This is a genomic window from Streptococcus sp. 1F3 (assembly GCF_054968985.1).
Window position 1 is genome coordinate 7,345 of record NZ_JBUEQR010000015.1, and the last position, 20,364, is coordinate 27,708.

Genomic DNA, 20,364 nt, shown 5'->3' on the forward strand with positions numbered 1-20,364 from the left:
TGACCTCGCACACATGACGCTAACAGCTCTGCACTTGGCTGAAAACTAAGAATATAATACCGCATCTCCTCATGAATCTCTCCATTTCGCTCTATCCGATTGCGACTAATCCCTATCGAACGTAACTGCTTCCAGCCTGGATGACGCTCAGAAAGCCACTTGGTTTTGGCATAAGAACATACCCAGTATTCCCTTGTCTCTATCTGACCTCGGCTCTGTTCAAGCGTGCGATAATAACATTCTTTTTGTTGTTCTAACTTCTCTAAGAACCCCTTATCTTGAACATACTCCACTATATCTTCATATAATGTAGGCTGATTTCTCTTAACGGATAAGCAGTATTGACCACGGGCATCAAGAATCAGCTCAGCTATATTCTTCTGAGTTCCCATGGCATCAATCGTAACAACGGCTTTTCGGATATCTATTTTCCTAAGTAACCAAGGAATAGCCACGATTTCATTAGACTTTTCCAAGACACGTTCCTGCCCTAGGCTAATCCCTGTACGTCCTTCAAAACAGCTTACTATATGGAGGGGCTTTTGTGCTGCACTAGCATTCCCTTTCATTGTTTTACCATCAATAGAGAGGATTCGCTGGTAATTGTCTGAAAAATCAAGGAGCACTTGGTCTGTAAAGCAGGTCCGCAACTCCTCAATGACACCTTCACTTACCATGCTCATAACACGTTCTAGCGTATCATGAGAGGGAATTCCATGCCTTAAGGGGAGGTGAGACTCTAAAATAGCTTGGTTGTAGAGTAGAAAATCGGACATCTCATTCCAATGTTCAATACCTGCTAGCTCACAGATAAAAACCAGAAGCAAGACGAGGGACATGGGATGACGGACTTTAGACTGTTGACGTGGATCCAACTCATCACTATACTCATCAATCAAAAGAATAAACTCATGCATAAAATGTCCTCCTATGAATAGGATACCACTTTTTAGGCACTGGGCGCTATGATAAGATCGCTTACATACCATTTCTGAAACTATTTCAGTTTCATGCGTTTGGCGTGAAAAGACCACGCTCATTCTTGAAAGTAGAGGGGAAACATGCTATAATGAGGGGAATATAAAATAAGAATCGATACAAGTAAGGAATAAAATGGCAAATATTTTAAAAACGATTATCGAAAATGATAAAGGTGAATTAAAAAAATTAGAAAAAATGGCGGATAAGGTCTGTGCCTATGCAGATGAGATGGCGGCTTTATCAGATGCTGCATTGCAGGCTAAAACAGTAGAATTTAAAGAACGTTACAATCAGGGTGAGACCCTTGATGATCTTTTATATGAGGCATTTGCAGTTGTCCGTGAGGCTGCTAAACGGGTTCTTGGTCTCTATCCTTATCCTGTTCAGATTATGGGAGGGATTGTTCTCCATCATGGTGATGTGCCAGAGATGCGTACAGGGGAAGGAAAGACCCTAACAGCAACTATGCCGGTCTACCTAAATGCCTTGTCTGGTAAGGGAGTGCACGTTGTTACAGTCAATGAGTATCTAGCAAGCCGTGATGCTACAGAAATGGGGGAAGTGTACGCTTGGTTAGGTCTTTCTGTAGGGATCAACCTAGCAGCCAAGTCTTCTCTTGAAAAACGGGAAGCCTATAATTGTGATATTACTTATTCGACGAACTCAGAGATTGGTTTTGACTACCTTCGAGATAACATGGTTGTTCGTGCGGAAGACATGGTACAACGTCCCTTGAATTTTGCCTTGGTCGATGAGGTGGACTCTATTTTAATCGATGAGGCACGGACGCCTTTGATTGTTTCAGGTGCGCAAAGTTCAGAAACCAACCAATTGTATTTCTTGGCGGACAATCTGGTCAAATCATTGGAAGAAGCTGACTATATTATCGATGTTCCATCCAAAACCATCAGCCTATCTGATTCTGGAATTGATAAGGCAGAGAGCTTCTTCAAACTGAAGAATCTATATGATATTGAAAATGTTGCATTGACACATTTCATTGATAATGCCCTTCGTGCCAATTATATTATGACTTATGACATTGATTACCTGGTAAATGATGAGCAGGAGGTCATGATTATTGATCCATTCACAGGGCGGACCATGGAAGGTCGTCGATATTCTGATGGCCTTCACCAAGCGATTGAGGCTAAAGAAGGAGTGCCCGTTCAGAATGAATCAAAAACAAGTGCTTCTATTACCTATCAAAATCTCTTCCGTATGTATCATAAACTAGCGGGTATGACTGGTACAGGTAAAACAGAGGAAGAGGAATTTAGAGAAATCTACAATATCCGGGTTGTTCCTATCCCAACCAACCGTCCAATCGCCCGTATTGACCATGAAGATTTGTTGTACCCAAGTTTGGAATATAAGTTCAATGCGGTTGTGGCAGATGTCAAGGCTCGCTATGAAAAAGGACAACCGGTCTTGGTTGGGACTGTTGCAGTAGAGACCTCTGATTATCTTTCAAAACGTTTGGTAGCAGCAGGTGTTCCCCACGAAGTGTTGAATGCTAAAAATCATTATCGTGAAGCACAAATTATCATGAATGCGGGACAACGTGGTGCGGTTACTATTGCAACCAATATGGCAGGACGTGGTACGGATATTAAGCTAGGTCCGGGTGTTCGTGAGCTTGGTGGACTGTGTGTGATCGGTACAGAACGTCATGAAAGTCGTCGGATTGATAATCAGCTCCGAGGTCGTTCAGGTCGCCAAGGTGATCCAGGTGAATCTCAATTCTACCTCTCTTTGGAAGATGACTTGATGAAGCGTTTTGGCTCAGAGCGGATTAAGGCTTTTATGGAACGAATGAACTTGACCGAAGAAGAGTCTGTTATCAAGTCTAAGATGTTGACCCGTCAAGTGGAGAGTGCTCAGAAACGTGTAGAAGGAAACAACTACGATTCTCGGAAGCAAGTTCTTCAATATGACGATGTGATGCGTGAGCAACGTGAGATTATTTACCGCCAGCGTCAAGACGTTATTACTGCTGACCGTGATTTGGCTCCAGAAATCAAGGCGATGATCAAGCGGACCATCGAGCGCCAAGTGGCAGATCATAAGGCAAGCAAGCGCGATGAGGCGGTACAAGCCATCCTACACTTTGCCCAAATCAATCTCGTTCCAGAAGATTCTATCAGCCTATCTGACTTAGAAGGTAAATCAGAACAAGAAATGGTCGATGACTTGTACAACCGTGCAGTTGAGGTCTATGACAGCCAAGTAGCTAAGTTGCGTGATGAAGATCGCGTGCGTGAATTCCAGAAGGTTTTGATCCTGCGTGTAGTGGACAATCGCTGGACGGATCATATTGATACAATGGATCAGTTGCGCAATGCAGTTAGTCTGCGTGGTTATGCCCAGAATAATCCAGTTGTAGAGTACCAGTCAGAGGCATTTACAACATTCAATGATATGATTGGTTCTATTGAGTTTGACGTAACCCGTCTCATGATGAAGGCGCAAATCCATGACAATATCGAGCGAGAGCGTACAAGCAATGAAGCACATACTACAGCTGTGAAAAATATCGTTCCAGCTCAAACTACGACCAGTGGGCAGGTCCATTTTGAGGGAGTGGAGCGCAACGATCTCTGTCCATGCCAATCAGGTAAGAAATTCAAGAACTGTCATGGACGGAGACAGTTATAGGAAGAAAATATGAGGGAGGAGTGAGGGGATCCAGCATTCGGTTGAATGCGGATTCTCTCCTTCTTTTTTGGTAAATGATTATAGGACACGGAATAGATTTACAAGAAATCGCTGCGATTGAAGCAGCAATGAAGAGGCACGAGCGATTTGTTAGGAAGGTATTAACTGAAAACGAATTTGCCCGTTTTAAAGAGCTAAAAAATCGTCGCCAGCTAGAATATTTAGCAGGGCGATGGTCTGCAAAAGAGGCCTTTGCCAAGGCACTGGGGACAGGGATTGGGAAGGTTGGCTTTCAAGACATTGAAATTTTGACAGATAAAAAGGGGGCTCCTTATATCGCTAAGTCCCCCGTCAAAGCCAAGGCATGGCTCAGTATTAGCCATTCTGCTACTTTTGTTCAAGCCAGTGTGATTTTGGAGGAAATAGATGAAAGCAAGTATTCATAGACCTACGAAAATTCAAGTCAACCTGTCAGCTATCTCAGATAACTTGGAGCAGGTCAAGTGCCACTTGCCTGAGCAGACCAAGGCATTTGCGGTAGTGAAGGCAAATGCTTATGGACATGGAGCAGTTGCGGTTGCGAGGCATCTGGAAAGTCAAGTAGATGGTTTTTGTGTCTCCAACTTGGACGAGGCCTTAGAACTGCGACAGGCAGGAATCAGGCAGCAGGTCTTGGTTCTCGGAGTAGTACCAGTAGAGGTTGTATCACTAGCAATTTCAGAGAAGATTATATTAACGGTTGCAAGTTTAGACTGGGTGGAGCAGTTGCTTGAGAGGGGGATTTCTGTACAAGGATTGCAGGTTCATTTCAAAGTGGATACAGGTATGGGAAGGCTTGGTTTTCGAGAAAGTCAGACCCTCAATCAAGCTATGGAAGAGTTGAGACAAAAAGGAGTAGTGGTCGAAGGGATATTCACTCATTTTGCAACAGCTGATGAAAAAGATGACTGTCATTTTCAGATGCAACTTTCAAGATTTCAAGAAATACTTGCCGAAGTGCATCAAGTCCCCCCTTGCGTTCATGCAAGCAATTCAGCAACGAGTATTTGGCATGCAGAAGCAGTCTTTACCATGGTTCGCCTAGGTAATATTTTATATGGTCTCAATCCGAGTGGCCATGAGTTAGCCTTGCCCTATCCGATCCAGTCGGTCTTACAGTTAAGGTCTGAACTAGTCCATGTTAAAGAAGTGACGGCAGGGTCAAGTATCGGTTACGGTGCAACCTACCATAGTTCTCAGTCTGAATATATCGGTACTGTACCGATCGGCTATGCAGATGGTTTTCTGAGGGCTATGCAGGGCTTTTCTCTCCTCATTGAGGGGGAGTTCTGTCCGATTGTTGGTCGTGTCTCTATGGATCAGATTACTGTTCGATTGCCAAAGCGCTATGATGTGGGAACACCGGTAACCTTGATTGGTCACAGTGGGCAGCAGACTGTTTCTGTGCAAGATTGGGCAGATCACCTCGGAACGATTAACTACGAAGTGGTCTGTGCCTTATCTAGTCGCATTCCCCGCTATTATGACTAAACCCCAATCATCTTGCTTAGGCAGATGGTTGGTTTTTTATTGAGTATAAAAGCAAACGACACAACTCTATTTCCAACCTTCACCAGTCTGGCATAGACTGGTGAAACAACTCCTAGAAAAAATAGTAGAAAGCAGTTATTCCTTCAGAAATAACTTGACAATTAGGAAAAAGGTGAGTACAATAAGAAGAGAGGTTATAACCAGTTTCTAGTTAATATGTTAATTCAAGTAGAATTTAGTCTTATAGAAAGGAGACTATATGTCAAACTATATTTTTGCCAAGTCCATTATTTTGTCAGATAGAGAGATAGAGCATGCCTACCTTGAAATTACAGATGATGGTCAATTTGGTGAAATTTTAACGGAAAAACCAGACGGCAATATTATAGACTATTCAGACTATCATGTCGGTCCGGGTCTCGTTGATACCCATATCCATGGCTACGCTTCCCATGATGTTATGGATAATGACTTTGAAGGTGTCAAAGTGATTTCAGAGGGGCTCTTGTCGTGTGGTGTGACATCTTGGTTGCCAACGACCTTGACAGACTCGACAGAAAATTTGGATGCGGTCTGTGAAACGATTGGTCGCCATGCAGGTCAGGAAAAGGGTGCTAAGATTCAAGGTATTTTCCTTGAAGGGCCATTTTTTACTGAGAAATACAAGGGAGCGCAAAATCCTAAGTATATGAGTGATCCGTCTGTGGAAAAATTGGACAAATGGCATCGCTTGTCTAAGAGCTTGGTCAATAAGATTGCTATTGCTCCAGAGCGAGACGGAGTAGAGGAATTTATCCACTTTGCCAAGGAGAAAAAGATTCATACTGCACTAGCTCATAGTGATGCGACCTATGACCAGGCAAAAAAAGCAGTTGAAGCAGGTGCAACTATTTTTGTACATGTCTATAATGGTATGAGTGGGCTTCATCACCGGGAGCCAGGAATGGTCGGTGCAGCCCTTGACTTGAAAGATGTCTTTGCAGAAGTGATATGTGATGGTCACCATGTGCATCCAGCAGCGGTTGAAATTGTGATGAAAGCGCGTGGTGTGGATGGAACCGTCCTGATTACAGATTGTATGCGTGCCGGCGGTCAGGGAGAAGGGGATTCCCGTCTAGGTGAGTTTGAAGTGGTCGTCAAAGATGGGACAGCTCGTTTGAAGCATAATGGGAGTCTAGCAGGTTCCATTTTGGAATTGATTCAGGCAGTTGAGCACATCGTGGAGTGGGGCTTGGCAAGTCTACCAGATGCAGTTCGTATGGCTTCACTTGCACCGGCAAAATCTGTTCATATTGATCATGTTTGTGGGCAGATTGTAGCAGGCCGTGCTGCGGATTTCATCGTATTAGATGACAAAGGCCACCTGCAGGCAACTTACTTGGACGGGATCAAACGTTTCGGTGCTTAGCAGTTTTAATGACGGATAGTTTATTGGCAAACAGCCAGTTATTATTGTTTATATTCTACTTTATCTAGGAGGAAGATAATGGAAAAATTACAACTCTCACAGGCAAAATACGATCATTTAGTTCGTCTATCAAATGATGAAAAAGTGATTGCAGCTCTTGCGATTGACCAACGCGGTGCCTTGAAGCGCCTCTTGTCAGCAGCAGCAGACGCTGATTTTGGTGATGATATCTTGGTGGACTTCAAGAAGGTTATCTCAAGCGATTTGACCCAGTATGCAAGTTCTATCTTGTTGGACGCAGAATATGGTGTACCAGCAGCTGAATTGCGCCATGTAGATTGTGGATTCATTGCCGCATATGAAAAGACAGGCTACGATGCCTCTACACCAGGTCGCTTACCTGATTTGCTTCCGAATTGGTCTGCGAAACGGATCAAGGAATTAGGGGCAGACGCCGTGAAAATCTTGCTCTATTATGATGTGGATGATAAGCCAGAGATCAATGATATCAAGCATGCTTGGGTGGAACGTATCGGTAGCGAGTGTATCGCAGAAGATATTCCATACTTTGTGGAAATCCTGACCTATGATGCGAGCGATATGGATGTGACTTCACGTGAGTATGCAGCCTTGAAACCACATAAGGTTAATGGTGCCATGCGTGAATTTAGCAAGCCACGTTACAATGCAGATGTTTTGAAGGTAGAAGTGCCTGTCAATATGAATTTTGTTGAAGGTTATACGGATCAAGAGCCTGTCTACAGTTTAGAAGAGGCCAAATCCTACTTCAAGGAGCAGGCAGAAGCAACGCATTTGCCGTTTATTTTCTTGAGTGCAGGTGTATCTGCTAAGCTCTTCCAAGAAACCCTAGTAGTAGCTAAAGAAGCGGGTTCTAGCTTCAATGGAGTACTTTGTGGTCGTGCTACTTGGAAGGATGCAGTTGCAGTCTTTGCCAAGGAAGGTGAAGCAGCAGCTAAGGCTTGGTTGGCAGACCAAGGTCGTCAGAATATGGAAGAATTGAACAGCGTTCTTGCAACAACCGCAAGTTCTTGGCTGGATAAGGTAGAAGTAAAATAGAATGTAAAAATCCAACTCTTGATTGAGTTGGATTTTTAGGTATAGCCATTTAGTTTCTATTTATAATGGAACGGAATACGCCCTAAACTCTGTGTGAAAAAGCTAGATTGTCTTATGTTTTTTACGGCTTTTGTATCTTGTATTTATCCGAAAAAGGCTTGATACAAGGCTTGGAGGGCTTTTTCTTTTTCTTCTGTTTTGATAGCAAAAAGGACAGATACCTCGCTTGCACCTTGGGAAATCATGGCTAGGTTTACATTTTCTTTGGAAAGGGCAGCCGTTGCCGTTGCTGTTACCCCGACATGGCTCTTCATATTTTCTCCGACAATCATGATAATGGAGAGACCATATTCAATTTCTGCCTTGTCCACTTCGAGCTTAGAATTGAGTTGACGGAGAATTTCTTCTTCTTTGATGGGGGTTAGTTCGCGACTGCGTAAGACAAGGGAGAGGTCGTCGATTCCAGTCGGCATGTGTTCCCAACGAATATTGAGATCCTCTAAGATATGAAGGACCTTGCGACCGAACCCAACTTCGCGGTTCATCAAATATTTGGACATATTGATGCTGACAAAGCCATCATCTGCTGCGATTCCGACAACAGGTAAGGTGTCGTCACTGTGTTTGAGGACAATTCGTGTACCAGGATGGTCTGGATTATTGGTATTTTTAATGACGAGAGGGATGCGTCCGCGATAGGCAGGTAGCAAGGCTTCGTCGTGAAGGACAGAAAAGCCAGCGTAAGCCAATTCCCGCATTTCACGGTAGGTCAATTCCTTGATAGAGTGCGGGTTGTGAATGATACCAGGGTGGGCTGCAAAAATTCCATCTACATCTGTGAAGTTTTCATAAAGATCTGCCTTAACACCAGCCGCTACAATAGAGCCAGTAATATCGGATCCCCCGCGAGAGAAGGTGCAAATTTGGTTATCAACCGTTACTCCAAAAAATCCGGGAATAACTAAGACTTCATCTGCTTCGCTTAGTGCTTCTATTTTATCATAGCTAGAGGGTAAGATGCGTGCATTGCCAGGCTCTGAGCTGACAATGATCCCTGCTTGTTTGGGGTGGATGTAGCGAGCAGGAACTCCTTTATAAGTGAAATATTCGGCGACTAATTTGGCATTATTATCTTCACCTGCTGCTAGAAAGGCATCGTAGAGAAATTCATTGTCCTCAATTGGAAGTGTTGCCAGGTTCAGAATGCTTTCTGTAATTTTCTTCATGCATTTGCCTGGAAACTGAAGTTCGTCCACCATAGCTTGATAACGGTTGATAATCCACCTTTGGCTAGAGGTGAGTTCTTTTCCGTCTATGTAGTTTTTGTAGTATTTGATCAAGGCGTCTGTCACCTTGGTATCGCTACTATCGCGCTTACCAGGAGCAGATACAACAACAAATCGGCGTTCAGGATCTGCTTGAACGATGTTGAATACTTTTTCAAGTTGGGTAGCAGAGGCAAGAGAGCTACCACCAAATTTGGTCACTTTCATAAACTGTTTCAATCTCCTTTTATGCTTTTCATCATTATAGCAAAAACTGCTAGGCTTGTCAGTAGATGCGATAGGAAAGTTCAGGCAAGGTCGTTGGATAAAAATGTAGGTTAGTAAGAAAATGTTGGATGTATAGTTGTTTCGTTTACTTTTAGTACTAGGAAAGGAGCTGCAGGCTGCTTCAACAGTCTAAGGACTGTTGAAGGTTGGAAATCATACTGACGATAGTCAGTAACAATCGTAGAGTCCGGCAAAGCGAGTTCCAATCATCTAGAAGATGATTGGAAGTGGGAAATAAGGAAACGAAGTTTCCACAATTCATCTAGAAGATGATTGGAAGTGGGAAATAAGGAAACGAAGTTTCCACAATTCATCTAGAAGATGATTGGAAGTTGGAAATAAGGAAACGGAGTTTCCACAATTCATCTAGAAGATGATGGGAAGTGGGAAATAAGGAAACGGAGTTTCCACAATTCATCTAGAAGATGATGGGAAGTTGGAAATAAGGAAACGAAGTTTCCACAATCGTCGAAGTAATAAAAGTTAAACGAAATGAGTATACGATTTGTTCTTTTCCCTAAAAGGGGGTCTCTATAGCTAGTTTCCTTTTTTTATTAGCGGTAGCTGGCTGTCGATTCTTGCCTGTCATTGCTGTCCTTGTGTTTAGTTGTCCTTGAGTATGAGGCTTCTTTTTTATTTCTAGAACTAGATATTTTCGGCTGTCACACTAGGATTTGATATTTTCTGGGAGATATGTGGTAGAATAGCTCCAATAGATGGAACCTATTTCTTTGAGGAATCAAAGTAATGTTCCATGAAAATCACAAGCTAAATGACTTGCAGGCTGTACTGGAACGGGGCAGGATATTGTTAATTTATGAAAGATGATTTTCGTAGTGTAAAAAGGAGGAAGAAGATGACCTATACAACTATTCGATACGAAGTAACAGAAGAAATTGCGAGATTGACCTTGTGTCGTCCAGAGGTGTCAAACGGTTTTAATGTTCCCATGTGTGAGGAAATCTTAGATGCGATTGGAAAGGCTGCTGCATCCGTAGAGGTAGCTATCTTGGTGATTCAGGCGGAGGGAGCGGTTTTTTCAGTCGGGGGGGATTTGGCAGAAATGAAGCGGGCGGTAGAAGAAGATGACATTGCTTCCTTGGTTCGAATTGCAGAGCTAGTCAACCGAATTTCCTTTTCCTTGAAGAAGTTGTCTAAGCCAGTCATCATGCTGACGGACGGGGCAGTAGCAGGAGCTGCAGCTAATATGGCTGTTGCAGCAGATTTTGTCCTTGCTTCTGATAAGACTAAATTCATTCAGGCTTTTGTAGGAGTTGGTCTGGCACCTGATGCAGGAGGTTTGTTCTTACTCAGTCGTAGTATTGGTGTCACCCGTGCCAGTCAGTTAGCGATGACAGGTGAGAGCTTGACAGCAGAAAAAGCCTTGGAATATGGGCTTGTCTACCGAGTAGTGGAGCGGGATAAATTGGCGAAGACTTGCCAGCAACTGCTGAAACGTCTTTTACGACATTCTTCCAATTCTTATCGAGCCATTAAGGAATTGATGTGGAAAAGTGAATTTGAGCAATGGGAAGACTATGCCCAGTTGGAGTTGAGTTTACAGGGCGAACTAGCTTTTAAGGAAGATTTCAAAGAGGGGGTTCGAGCGCATTTTGAACGTCGGAGACCCCGCTTTACAGGGCTATAAGTGATTCAAAGCAGATCTTTATTCTGAAAAGGAGGGAATACAAAAAGCGAGAAAATCCTTTAGGGCTTCAGTGCGATGATTCTTGACTTTTATCTGCTGTAACAGAAAATATTTGACAGTCAAACAAATCTATCGTATACTTTGATAGTCAAAGTATGTAAGGAGGTCCTCGATTGTGGAAGATGCAAAGATAAATGAATATCTGACTGCCATTTTTAATAATGTGCTCATTGTTGAAGAGACTAGTCTACGAGGAAGTCGTTTTAAGGATATTTCAATCAAAGAAATGCACACAATTGATGTCATCGGTAACAAAGACGGTGTTACTCCGAGTGATGTTGCCCGTGCTTTGATGGTTACACTAGGTACGGTGACAACCAGTTTGAATAATTTGGAGCGAAAAGGTTATATTGAACGGATTCGATCTACCAAAGATCGCCGTGTGGTTCACCTTCATTTGACGAAGAAGGGACGATTGGTCTATCGCTTGCACCAACGATTTCATAATGAAATGGTGCGCCAAATTACATCAGATATGGATGAAGCCGAATTTAAGGTCATGAAAAAAGGCCTCTTGAGGCTCTACCATTTTCTGGAGGATTTAAAATGACGACCTTTGCAAAAATCAGTCAGGTAGCTCATTATGTACCAGCACAAGTCATTGACAATGATAGGTTGGCACAGTTAATGGATACGAGTGATGAGTGGATTGCATCGCGAACAGGGATTCGTAGGCGTCATATTACCAAAAGCGAAGAGACGAGTGATTTAGCTACGCAGGTAGCCAAGCAACTTTTACAAAAAAGTGGCTATCCTCCCAATACGATTGATTTTATTATCGTAGCAACGATTACCCCAGACTCAGCCATGCCGTCAACAGCAGCACGTGTTCAGGCAAGGATTGGTGCGAGCCATGCCTTTGCCTACGATTTAGTCGCAGCTTGCTCAGGCTTTGTCTTTGCCTTGTCAACTGCTGAGAAGTTGATTGCATCAGGGCGCTATCAAAGGGGAATCGTGATTGGAGCAGAGACCCTTTCGAAAACCATTGACTGGTCAGATAGGAGCACAGCTGTTCTTTTTGGAGATGGTGCAGGCGGGGTCTTGCTAGAGGCAAGCCACCAGCCGTCTTTTCTCGGAGAAATCCATCGGACAGATGGGAGTAGGGGCAGGGATTTACAGTCGGGCATTTCGGGGCTGGCGTCACCTTTTTCAGATGTAGGAGAAAAGGCACCCTATCTGAAAATGGAAGGACGGACCATTTTTGAATTTGCCGTTCGTGATGTGACAAAGACCATACAAGACCTACTGACTTGTCAGGGCTTAGCAGATACGGATGTAGATTATTATTTACTACATCAAGCAAATCGCCGAATTTTGGAAAAAATGGTCAAGAAATTGGGAAGTGACCTAGCGAAATTTCCAGCCAATATGGAAGAATATGGCAATACCAGTGCGGCAAGCATTCCGATTTTGCTATCGGAGTGCGTAGAGCAAGGAAAGATTTTTCTTGATGGTAGTCAGACGCTTGTCATGTGTGGCTTTGGTGGAGGTCTTACCTGGGGAGCGATTCTATTAAAACTTTAGTTAATGAACTGTTTTTACAGTTATTAAATTAAATACTCAGAGAAGTTTCAAATCAGACTGGGTGATGCAGTTGTAGGTGGAAGAGAACATTCACCACACAGGCTCATGATGTATGTATTTGCATTTCAAAGGGTAAACATTTTATTATTTTCTTAAAGGAGAACTATCATGGCAGTATTTGAAAAAGTACAAGCAATCATCGTTGAAGAACTTGGCAAGGACGCTGAAGAGGTGACTCTTGCAACAACATTTGAAGATTTAGATGCAGATTCGTTGGATCTTTTCCAAGTCATTTCAGAAATTGAAGATGAGTTTGATATTCAAATCGACTCTGAAGAAGGCTTAAACACGGTGGGCGACCTAGTAGCCTATGTAGAAGAGCAAACAAAATAATACAGATTAAAAATCATCTTCCTACCCTATGAATGAACTTTGCAGAAGCCTTGATTCCTAAGCCTAGGGCTTAAGCTGTCAAATGTAAAGGGGCTAGAGGCATTCACCCTTTTGTTGATGTAGCCTCTTCTTTCACAATCTGTAGGTTCCTTATTTCGCTAGAAGTTGGTTTTTAGAAAGTATTAAAATGCTAGTTTCTAGCATTTTTTCAGGGCATATACTTTGATAACCAAAACATTGAACTATCAAAGTATTTTTGCATAGGCAGTGGGATAGCTAATCCCGCTTCCTTGTTTAGTTAATTATTTGATGGTCAAATGATTAGCTAAGCAAATGAAGAATTGAAAAGAGGACAAGATGCAGACAAAAATAACAGAGCTACTTGATATTGAATATCCGATTTTCCAAGGTGGAATGGCATGGGTTGCGGATGGTGATTTAGCAGGAGAGGTCTCAAATGCAGGTGGTCTAGGGATTATTGGTGGGGGAAACGCTCCGAAAGAAGTTGTGAAAGCGAATATCGACAAGGTTAAAGCCTTAACGGACAGACCTTTTGGGGTCAATATTATGCTGTTATCTCCATTTGTGGATGACATTGTGGACCTAGTGATTGAAGAGGGCGTAAAAGTTGTGACAACTGGAGCAGGAAATCCCGGAAAATACATGGAACGTTTCCATGCAGCAGGGATCACCGTCATTCCAGTTGTTCCAAGTGTCGCACTTGCAAAACGAATGGAAAAGCTAGGTGTAGATGCGGTCATTGCAGAAGGAATGGAGGCTGGCGGTCACATTGGAAAATTAACAACCATGACCTTGGTGCGGCAGGTAGTGGAAGCTGTCTCGATTCCAGTCATTGCAGCTGGAGGGATTGCGGATGGTCACGGTGCCGCAGCAGCTTTTATGCTAGGTGCAGAGGCTGTTCAGGTGGGAACTCGTTTTGCTGTTGCAAAAGAATCCAATGCCCATCCAAATTTCAAAGCTAAGATTCTCAAGGCCAAGGATATTGATACGACCATCTCTGCTCAGGTGGTCGGCCATCCTGTACGTGCCCTTAAAAATAAGCTGTCAACTGCTTATGCGAATGCGGAAAAAGACTTTCTTCGTGGTTTGAAGGATAGTAAAGACATTGAGGAATTGGGAGCAGGTGCATTGAAGCATGCTGTAGTAGATGGTGATGTAGAATATGGATCCGTCATGGCAGGTCAGATTGCAGGATTGATTTGTAAGGAAGAGTCTTGTGCGGAGATTTTACGCGATATTTATGACGGTGCAGCACAAGTCATCAAAGAACAAGCCGCACGTTGGGAAATATAAGATACAAAAGCCGTAAAGCGAGCAAAGTAAAAATAGGAGGTTGACGCAGGGGTCGATGCCCCAAGGAAGCCTATCTTTTTTACACAGCTCGTAGGCTGTGTTCAGTTAAACCAAGCTACAAAAGCCGTAAAGCGAGCAAAGTAAAAATAGGCGGCCGAGCAGAAGTTGCTTGCAACTTCGTTGCGAGACCCCTGCGAGGCTAGCTAGGCTAGTCACAAATGAAATGGAGGGAATAGCCAGCTAGCTACCGCTAATACACTGTATTTCAACCCATTTCTGTTACGGTCTTTTTTACACAGCTCGTAGGCTGTGTTCAATTAAGATACGAGAGCGTTTGACACGAGTTTCACTCGTTTTATTTCCAATCTTTAACAGTCTATCCTTAGACTGTTAAAGCACAAAGTGTACCAAGAGAAGAAACTCTCCACTGGATAGTTTCTTCCGTATCCGTAAGTGAACAAAGTTCGCAACGGCTACACCAAAATAGGAAATCTGACGAAGATTTATCCCTAAAGGGATTCTCAGCTGTAATCGGCTAAAGCCGAAACAGCTGCCTATCTTTTTTACACAGCTCTTAGTCCGAACTCAATTATAACAAGATACAAAGCCCGTTAAAAACTCAAAGCGAAAACTAGAAGATAATTGGAAGTTGGAAATCAGGAAACGGAATTTCCACAATCGTTGAAGTCATAAAAGGCAAAGGAAATGAATATAATATTCGCATAGTTACAGAAAAAATGACAAGGAGCGGAGGATAAAATGACAAAAAGAGCTTATTTATTTGCTGGTCAAGGGACCCAATATTTGGGTATGGGTCGGGACTTGTATGATCAGTATGAAATTGTAAGAAGAACGTTTGATGAGGCGACAAGTGTCCTTGGTTATGATATCCGAGAGCTGATTGACTCAGATGAAAAGAAACTCAATCAGACCCGCTATACTCAGCCTGCTATTTTAACATTGTCGGTTGCGATTTGGCGTTTGCTGGAAGAAAAGGGAGTAAGGGCGGACATGGTGGCTGGCTTATCTCTTGGAGAGTATAGCGCCTTAGTGGCTTCAGGTGCCTTGGGATTTAAAGAGGCAGTTGACTTGGTGGCGAAGCGTGGGGAATATATGGAGATGGCTGCTCCAGCAGGTAGTGGGAAAATGGTTGCCGTGCTAAATACTGATGTGGCGATCATTGAAAGAGCCTGTCAGGCTGCATCAGGCTATGGAATTGTAGCGCCTGCCAACTATAACACTCCTAGTCAAATTGTGATTGGTGGTGAAGTTGCTGCAGTTGACGAGGCGGTTACTTTACTAAAAGATGCGGGTGTGAAGCGGATGATTCCGCTCAATGTATCAGGTCCCTTTCATACGGCTTTATTGCAACCTGCTTCAGAGCGTTTAGAGAAAGCCCTAGCAAGGATTTCCTTTCAAGACTTTGCCATTCCCTTGGTTGGCAATACCCTTGCCCAAGTCATGACCAAGGAGGAGATTGTCCCCCTTTTGACCCGCCAAGTGATGGAGCCGGTTCGTTTTTATGAGGGGATTGCCTGCTTGCAAGAAGCAGGTATAACAGACTTTATTGAAATTGGTCCGGGAACAGTTTTATCAGGATTTTTAAAAAAAATAGACCGTTCAGTAAGTACCAAACAGGTCGAAAATCTCGCTACGTTTGAAGCGTTGATGATGGAGGAATAAAAGATGGAAGTAAAGGGAAAAAACGTATTGATTACAGGCTCTAGTCGAGGCATTGGTCTGGGGATTGCCCATGGGTTTGCAAGGCAAGGTGCCAATGTCATTTTAAACAGTCGAACGAACATTACAGAAGAAGTCTTGAAGAGTTTTGCTGGTTACGGTGTTGAGGTTCATGTGGTGATCGGAGATGTTTCTGATCAAGCAGATGCCAAGCGCATGGTTGGACAAGCAGTTGAGCTTGCAGGGTCTGTTGATATCCTCGTCAATAATGCAGGGATTACCAAAGATGGTCTAGCGCTTCGAATGTCAGAAGATGACTTTGAAGCAGTGCTAAAGGTCAATCTAACCGGAACCTTTAACATGACACAGGCTGTTTTGAAACCGATGACGAAGGCAAAGAGTGGGGCTATTATCAACCTGTCTAGTGTTTCAGGATTGATAGGAAATGCCGGTCAAGCGAATTATGCAGCTTCTAAGGCGGGGGTCATTGGCTTTACCAAATCCATTGCTCGTGAGGTAGCAGGACGCAATGTCCGTGTCAACGCGATTGCACCAGGCTTCATCGAGTCGGATATGACAGCTGTATTACCAGATAAAATGAAAGAAGCCATGCTGGGACACATTCCGATGAAACGCTTTGGTCAAGCACAAGAAGTAGCAGAAGTCGCTGTTTTCCTAGCCCGCCAAGAGTACCTTACCGGGCAAGTCATCGCTATTGATGGCGGCTTAACGATGCAATAAAGGAGCAAGATATGACAACAAACCGTGTAGTAGTAACAGGATACGGCTTAACCTCGCCGATTGGCAATACGCCTGAGGAATTTTGGAATAGCTTAAAGAATGGAAAAATTGGGATTGCACCCATTACCAAATTTGATACAAGTGACTATAGTGTCCACAATGCAGCAGAAGTGACGGATTTTCCTTTTGATAAGTATTTTGTCAAAAAAGATATGAATCGCTATGATCTCTACTCTCTTTATGCCATGTATGCAGCCCATGAAGCAATTGCCAACGCAGGTCTAGAGACAGCTAGCCTTGACCATGATCGTTTTGGTGTGGTTTTATCAACTGGTATCGGTGGAATTAAGGAAATCGAAGAGCAGGTTGAAAAGATGAATACCAAAGGAGCCAAGCGTATTCGCCCAATGGCCCTTCCTAAGGCTCTGCCTAATATGGCTGCTGGAAATATTGCGATGCAGGTGGGAGCAAATGGTATTTGTAAATGTGTGATTACTGCCTGCGCTTCTTCAAATGATGCCATTGGTGAAGCGTTTCGCGAAATCAAATTCGGCTTTCAAGACATTATCTTAGCCGGAGGTTCAGAAGCCGCGATTACCCCCTTTGCTATCGGTGGTTTCCAAGCCTTGACAGCCTTATCCACTACGGAAGATCCACTCAGAGCTTCCATTCCCTTTGATAAGGATCGCAATGGTTTTGTGATGGGAGAAGGAGGAGCTGTTCTGGTTTTGGAGAGCCTGGAGCATGCGGAAAAACGTGGGGCGACTATATTAGCTGAAATTGTTGGTTATGGAAATACCTGCGATGCTTACCATATGACCTCTCCTCATCCAGAAGGTCTCGGTGCCATCAAGGCTATGAAGTTGGCGCTTGCTGAAGCTAGTCTTACACCGCAAGAGATTGATTACATCAATGCCCATGGAACCTCTACTCCAGCCAATGAAAAGGGAGAGAGCCAAGCAATTGTAGCAGTATTTGGTAGAGAGACTCCTGTTTCTTCTACCAAGTCTTACACGGGACACTTGTTAGGTGCTGCAGGTGCGATAGAGGCGGTTGCGGTAATTGAGGCGATGCGTCATTCTTACGCTCCAAAAACAGCAGGCACTCAAGAATTATCGGATGATATTGAGGCAGATGTTATTTACGGTCAAGGTCGTGACATGGAGATTCGCTATGCCCTGTCGAACACCTTTGGCTTTGGTGGGCATAATGCAGTCCTTGCCTTTAAACGTTGGGAGGTTTAAGTGAACAATACAGAAATTAAGGATTTGATGAGCCAATTTGACCAGTCAAGCCTACGTGAATTTTCATATACAGATGATGGTGTTCAACTTGTTTTCAGCAAAAATGAACACAGGGCTGAAGCGGTGAGACCTGTAGCAAGTTCCGTTGACGTGCCAGAAGCAGTCGGAACTCCTCAAGCGCAAGCTATGCCAGCAGCTACACTTGATATAGCTAGCCAAGGGACAGTGGTTGAAAGTCCACTTGTAGGGGTGGCTTATTTGTCCCCTTCACCAGATAAAGCAGCCTTTGTCTCTGTCGGTGATACGGTTCAAAAAGGGCAGACGGTGATGATTATCGAGGCGATGAAGGTCATGAATGAAATTCCTGCATCGTGTGATGGTAAGGTTGCAGAGATCTTGGTTGCAAATGAAGATGTGGTTGAATTTGGACAGGGGTTGGTACGGATTGTATGATAGATATTCAAGAAATAAAAGAGGCCCTTCCACACCGTTATCCCATGCTTTTGGTGGATCGGGTGTTGGAAGTCAAGGAAGATGAGATTGTTGCCCTTAAAAATGTGACCATCAACGAGCCGTTCTTTAATGGTCATTTTCCAAACTATTCTGTTATGCCTGGGGTTCTGATTATGGAGGCTCTGGCACAGACAGCAGGTGTATTAGAATTATCAAAAGAAGAAAATAAGGGCAAGCTGGTCTTTTATGCAGGCATGGACAAGGTTAAATTTAAAAAGCAGGTCGTGCCGGGTGATCAGCTGATTATGACGGCTCGTTTTGTCAAACGTCGCGGTAGGATTGCGGTTGTAGAAGCCAAGGCAGAAGTAGACGGAAAGATAGCAGCTAGTGGCATTTTGACCTTTGCTATTGGGAGTTAAAAGAAAGAGGGAGAGCATGTTTCGGAAAATACTGATAGCCAATCGTGGAGAGATTGCCGTGCGCATCATTCGAGCAGCGCGTGAATTAGGGATTGCAACGGTGGCGGTTTATTCAACAGCTGATAGAGAAGCTCTCCATACAATCTTGGCAGACGAGGCGATTTGCATTGGTCCAGCCAGATCGAAAGATTCCTATTTGAACATGAATGCCATTATTTCTGCAGCAGTTGTTACAGGAGCAGAAGCGATCCACCCGGGCTTTGGTTTTTTAAGTGAAAACTCAACCTTTGCAACCCTCTGTAAGGAAGTGGGCATCACATTTATCGGGCCGTCCGGAGAGGTCATGGACATGATGGGGGATAAAATCAATGCTCGTAAGCAGATGATTCAGGCAAATGTTCCAGTTATACCGGGTTCTGATGGGGAGATGATGACTGCAGACGAGGCACTTGCTATTGCAGCAGCAATAGGCTATCCTGTCATGCTCAAGGCTTCAGCTGGTGGTGGTGGAAAAGGGATTCGCAAGGTAGAAAAAGCGGAGGATTTAGTATCAGCCTTTGAATCTGCCTCAAGTGAAGCCAAGGCTGCTTTTGGCAATGGGGCTATGTATTTGGAACGCGTCATCTATCCTGCAAGACATATCGAAGTTCAGATTTTGGCGGATCAATATGGTCATGTTGTACATCTGGGTGAGCGGGATTGCTCGCTTCAGCGTAACAATCAAAAGGTACTGGAAGAAGCCCCCTCTATTGCCATCGGACAAACTCTTCGTGAAAAAATTGGTCAGGCAGCAGTACGGGCAGCAGTGGCAGTCGGCTATGAAAATGCAGGGACCATCGAATTTCTTTTAGATGAAGCAAGTGGTCAGTTTTACTTTATGGAAATGAATACCCGTGTGCAGGTAGAACACCCTGTGACCGAGTTTGTGACGGGTGTTGATATTGTGAAAGAGCAGATTCGTATTGCCGCAGGTCAAGAATTGAGCTTTTGTCAGGAAGATATTGTGATTCATGGGCATGCCATTGAATGCCGAATCAATGCCGAGAATCCAGCTCTTAACTTTGCTCCAAGTCCTGGAAAAATTTCCAATCTTTACCTACCGAGTGGTGGGGTCGGGGTGCGGGTGGACTCAGCTGTCTATCCGGGCTATACGATACCTCCTTACTATGATAGCATGATTGCCAAGGTCATTGTCCATGGTAGGAATCGTTTTGAAGCCTTGATGAAAATGCAGCGAGCCCTGTATGAGTTAGAAATTGATGGTCTTGTGACGAATACAGACTTCCAATTGGATTTGATTGGAGATAAAGGCGTGGTCGCAGGTGATTACGATACAGCCTACCTTATGGAGGAGTTTTTACCACGGTATCGTGAGGAATTAGACATACTGTAGTTCTCTTCTCTTCAGGCTGTTGGTCGGTATAAATGACAAATTTTGCTGACTTATGGATAGGAGATAGAAAGAAAGGCACCAGTAGAGCGTTTCTTATACTCTTTAAAAATTAAAAGGCTACTTCGTCAACTTGCCTTGGTGAAGGTTCGTTCTACCTTGGGCTTCGATTATAAGGAAATGAGCGGTGCTACTCTCATTTCCAACCTTTCACAATTCTTCATTGTGAAAGCTAGTTTACTTTTGATTTTTATTGAGTATTAACGCTCAGAAGTTCCTTTGGTAGGTTTT

At 43.7% G+C, this 20,364-nt stretch carries 18 protein-coding genes; 16 read left to right on the forward strand and 2 right to left on the reverse strand.

Annotated features, from left to right (window positions below; genetic code table 11):
* The coding region (locus ACVPON_RS01180) for an ISAs1 family transposase (protein WP_462875364.1) at positions 1 to 917 on the reverse strand (917 nt) is incomplete at its 3' end.
* 196 nt (positions 918 to 1,113) lie between these two features.
* Here ACVPON_RS01180 and secA point away from each other — a divergent pair.
* The 5 genes from secA (at position 1,114) to lacD (ending at position 7,654) form a co-directional block, all read left to right on the forward strand.
* Complete coding sequence (gene secA, locus ACVPON_RS01185; protein WP_462875366.1) at positions 1,114 to 3,639, forward strand: preprotein translocase subunit SecA; 2,526 nt, start codon at positions 1,114 to 1,116, stop codon at positions 3,637 to 3,639.
* Positions 3,640 to 3,713: 74 nt separating this feature from the next.
* Positions 3,714 to 4,085, forward strand: a complete 372-nt coding sequence (gene acpS / locus ACVPON_RS01190; protein ID WP_462875368.1) for a holo-ACP synthase — start codon at positions 3,714 to 3,716, stop codon at positions 4,083 to 4,085.
* Positions 4,066 to 5,169 (forward strand): alanine racemase, encoded by a 1,104-nt coding sequence (gene alr / locus ACVPON_RS01195; protein WP_462875370.1) that lies wholly within the window; start codon positions 4,066 to 4,068, stop codon positions 5,167 to 5,169. The genes acpS and alr overlap by 20 nt, the downstream gene beginning before the upstream one ends.
* Positions 5,170 to 5,428: 259 nt before the next feature.
* The gene (gene nagA, locus ACVPON_RS01200; RefSeq protein WP_462875371.1) at positions 5,429 to 6,577 is read left to right on the forward strand and encodes an N-acetylglucosamine-6-phosphate deacetylase; all 1,149 of its coding nucleotides are present in this window, start codon (positions 5,429 to 5,431) and stop codon (positions 6,575 to 6,577) included.
* A gap of 78 nt (positions 6,578 to 6,655) precedes the next feature.
* Complete coding sequence (lacD, locus tag ACVPON_RS01205) at positions 6,656 to 7,654, forward strand: tagatose-bisphosphate aldolase (protein ID WP_462875373.1); 999 nt, start codon at positions 6,656 to 6,658, stop codon at positions 7,652 to 7,654.
* A gap of 143 nt (positions 7,655 to 7,797) precedes the next feature.
* On the opposite strand, the gene ACVPON_RS01210 is transcribed toward lacD, so the two are convergent.
* Complete coding sequence (locus tag ACVPON_RS01210) at positions 7,798 to 9,147, reverse strand: aspartate kinase (RefSeq protein ID WP_462875375.1); 1,350 nt, start codon at positions 9,145 to 9,147, stop codon at positions 7,798 to 7,800.
* Between the two features lie 916 nt (positions 9,148 to 10,063).
* On the opposite strand from ACVPON_RS01210, the gene ACVPON_RS01215 reads away from it, so the two are divergent.
* The 11 genes from ACVPON_RS01215 to ACVPON_RS01265 all read left to right on the forward strand — a co-directional run bounded on the left by ACVPON_RS01215 (position 10,064) and on the right by ACVPON_RS01265 (position 20,076).
* Entirely contained in the window at positions 10,064 to 10,855 is a 792-nt protein-coding gene (locus tag ACVPON_RS01215) for an enoyl-CoA hydratase (RefSeq protein WP_462875377.1), read from the forward strand.
* Positions 10,856 to 11,030: 175 nt separating this feature from the next.
* The gene (fabT, locus tag ACVPON_RS01220) at positions 11,031 to 11,465 is read left to right on the forward strand and encodes a fatty acid biosynthesis transcriptional regulator FabT (protein WP_462875379.1); all 435 of its coding nucleotides are present in this window, start codon (positions 11,031 to 11,033) and stop codon (positions 11,463 to 11,465) included.
* The gene (locus ACVPON_RS01225; RefSeq protein WP_462875381.1) at positions 11,462 to 12,439 is read left to right on the forward strand and encodes a beta-ketoacyl-ACP synthase III; all 978 of its coding nucleotides are present in this window, start codon (positions 11,462 to 11,464) and stop codon (positions 12,437 to 12,439) included. The genes fabT and ACVPON_RS01225 overlap by 4 nt, the downstream gene beginning before the upstream one ends.
* A 168-nt stretch (positions 12,440 to 12,607) precedes the next feature.
* On the forward strand, positions 12,608 to 12,832 hold the full coding sequence (locus ACVPON_RS01230; RefSeq protein WP_135029799.1) for an acyl carrier protein: 225 nt from the start codon (positions 12,608 to 12,610) through the stop codon (positions 12,830 to 12,832).
* A gap of 357 nt (positions 12,833 to 13,189) precedes the next feature.
* Positions 13,190 to 14,146: an enoyl-[acyl-carrier-protein] reductase FabK gene (fabK, locus tag ACVPON_RS01235; RefSeq protein WP_462875384.1), complete on the forward strand. Its 957-nt coding sequence runs from the start codon at positions 13,190 to 13,192 to the stop codon at positions 14,144 to 14,146.
* A 759-nt stretch (positions 14,147 to 14,905) separates the two neighbouring features.
* On the forward strand, positions 14,906 to 15,829 hold the full coding sequence (fabD, locus tag ACVPON_RS01240) for an ACP S-malonyltransferase (protein ID WP_462875386.1): 924 nt from the start codon (positions 14,906 to 14,908) through the stop codon (positions 15,827 to 15,829).
* Between the two features lie 3 nt (positions 15,830 to 15,832).
* Positions 15,833 to 16,567, forward strand: coding sequence for a 3-oxoacyl-[acyl-carrier-protein] reductase (fabG, locus tag ACVPON_RS01245; RefSeq protein ID WP_462875388.1), 735 nt, complete (start codon positions 15,833 to 15,835; stop codon positions 16,565 to 16,567).
* Positions 16,568 to 16,578: 11 nt separating this feature from the next.
* Positions 16,579 to 17,811 carry a beta-ketoacyl-ACP synthase II gene (gene fabF, locus ACVPON_RS01250; RefSeq protein WP_462875390.1) on the forward strand — a complete coding sequence of 411 codons (1,233 nt, stop codon included), beginning with the start codon at positions 16,579 to 16,581 and terminating at the stop codon, positions 17,809 to 17,811.
* A complete protein-coding gene (gene accB / locus ACVPON_RS01255) occupies positions 17,812 to 18,264 on the forward strand; it encodes an acetyl-CoA carboxylase biotin carboxyl carrier protein (RefSeq protein WP_462875392.1) in 453 nt (150 codons plus the stop codon).
* On the forward strand, positions 18,261 to 18,683 hold the full coding sequence (fabZ, locus tag ACVPON_RS01260) for a 3-hydroxyacyl-ACP dehydratase FabZ (RefSeq protein WP_462875394.1): 423 nt from the start codon (positions 18,261 to 18,263) through the stop codon (positions 18,681 to 18,683). The genes accB and fabZ overlap by 4 nt, the downstream gene beginning before the upstream one ends.
* A gap of 16 nt (positions 18,684 to 18,699) precedes the next feature.
* Positions 18,700 to 20,076, forward strand: coding sequence for an acetyl-CoA carboxylase biotin carboxylase subunit (locus tag ACVPON_RS01265; protein WP_462875396.1), 1,377 nt, complete (start codon positions 18,700 to 18,702; stop codon positions 20,074 to 20,076).
* Positions 20,077 to 20,364: the final 288 nt, after the last annotated feature.